This window comes from Haliea salexigens DSM 19537, from assembly GCF_000423125.1.
GTDB lineage: Bacteria > Pseudomonadota > Gammaproteobacteria > Pseudomonadales > Halieaceae > Haliea > Haliea salexigens.
The window spans coordinates 1-1,031 of record NZ_AUHJ01000077.1 but is presented as its reverse complement, the minus strand read 5'-3'; the positions used below and the strand labels follow the sequence as shown (position 1 = coordinate 1,031).

The 1,031-nt window shown below is 56.1% G+C and carries 1 protein-coding gene; it reads left to right on the top strand.

Annotation, left to right across the window (positions count from 1 at the left end; all coding sequences use genetic code 11):
• Positions 1 to 134: 134 nt before the first annotated feature.
• The gene (locus G533_RS23125) at positions 135 to 755 is read left to right on the top strand and encodes a hypothetical protein (protein ID WP_051230719.1); all 621 of its coding nucleotides are present in this window, start codon (positions 135 to 137) and stop codon (positions 753 to 755) included.
• Positions 756 to 1,031: the final 276 nt, after the last annotated feature.

The following is a 1,031-nucleotide window of genomic DNA, read 5'->3' as shown; positions in this document are numbered from 1 at the left end:
GTCGTCACCGTCTTCCAACGGCATTGAGTTCCGAGCGGTACTAGTTCCTTGTATATCTCAGTGCCACCGGTAGATAAATTGAATTCAAATCGACATAATTGCGCGGTTTTTAATCAATGGACAATGGAGTTCACATGAGCGACACCACAAACGCGCTGGTAAAAGAGATCGAAGCACTACGCGCCAAACTCGGCAAGGCGATCGAAGCAGATGCTAAAGCTGGCACCAAAGCGCTGGCGGCCCAACAGAAGAAAACCGCTGCGCTGCGCAAGAAGGTTGCAGCGGCCACAACCCGTGCGACCAAAGCGCGCGCTGCCGCCAAAGCGCGTCCGATCGCAGCCAACAAAACCAAAATCGCCAAAGTGCGTGCTGAGCTCACAGCACTGAAAGTCGACCTGAAAGCCGCCAACGATGCTAAGCGTGACATCAATGCTGGCATTGCCGCCGCCAAGAACCTCCTGCGCGAGCACAAGGCCGTCGAGAAGGCGATTTCTGGCGCTCAGCGTGCAGTGACCAAAGCTGCCCCGAAGAAAGCGCCGGCCAAACGCAAGCCGGCTGCTAAGAAGACCGTTGCCGCCAAGAAGCCTGCGGCCAAGAAAGTGACGAAGCAAAAAGTGGCTAAGCAGAAGGCGCCTGCTGCCAAGCCCGCCGCTGAGAAGAACCGTGCTCCGGCAAAGCGCAAAGCGGCCGCGAATCGTAAAGCCGCACCGAAGACCGCGGCTCCCAAAGCGACCGCTCCTACCCAGGGCGAGTAAGGTCCATTGCAGTTACCGGCCACGGACCCGTGGCCGGTAACTTCTGCCCTCCCCCGCAGACCATCACGACTTTTTTCATCTCCTGACGAGTGGTCAGGCAACAAGATCGTTTCGCGAACGTTGCCAACACGCCTCACATCACTATCTCTGCGATTATTGATTTCTCTATCTGATGGGCCGTGGTCTCGGGGCCATTGAACGGATCATTGGTACGCTAGTACCGAGTTGAGCCGTATTTTTGTGATTGCCTTCCGATATCTTCACGCCAATCTGAAT

Excerpts from the sequence above, each read along its gene's own strand:
- G533_RS23125 (WP_051230719.1), top strand. The coding sequence starts at position 135 with ATGAGCGACACCACAAACGCGCTGGTAAAAGAGATCGAAGCACTACGC.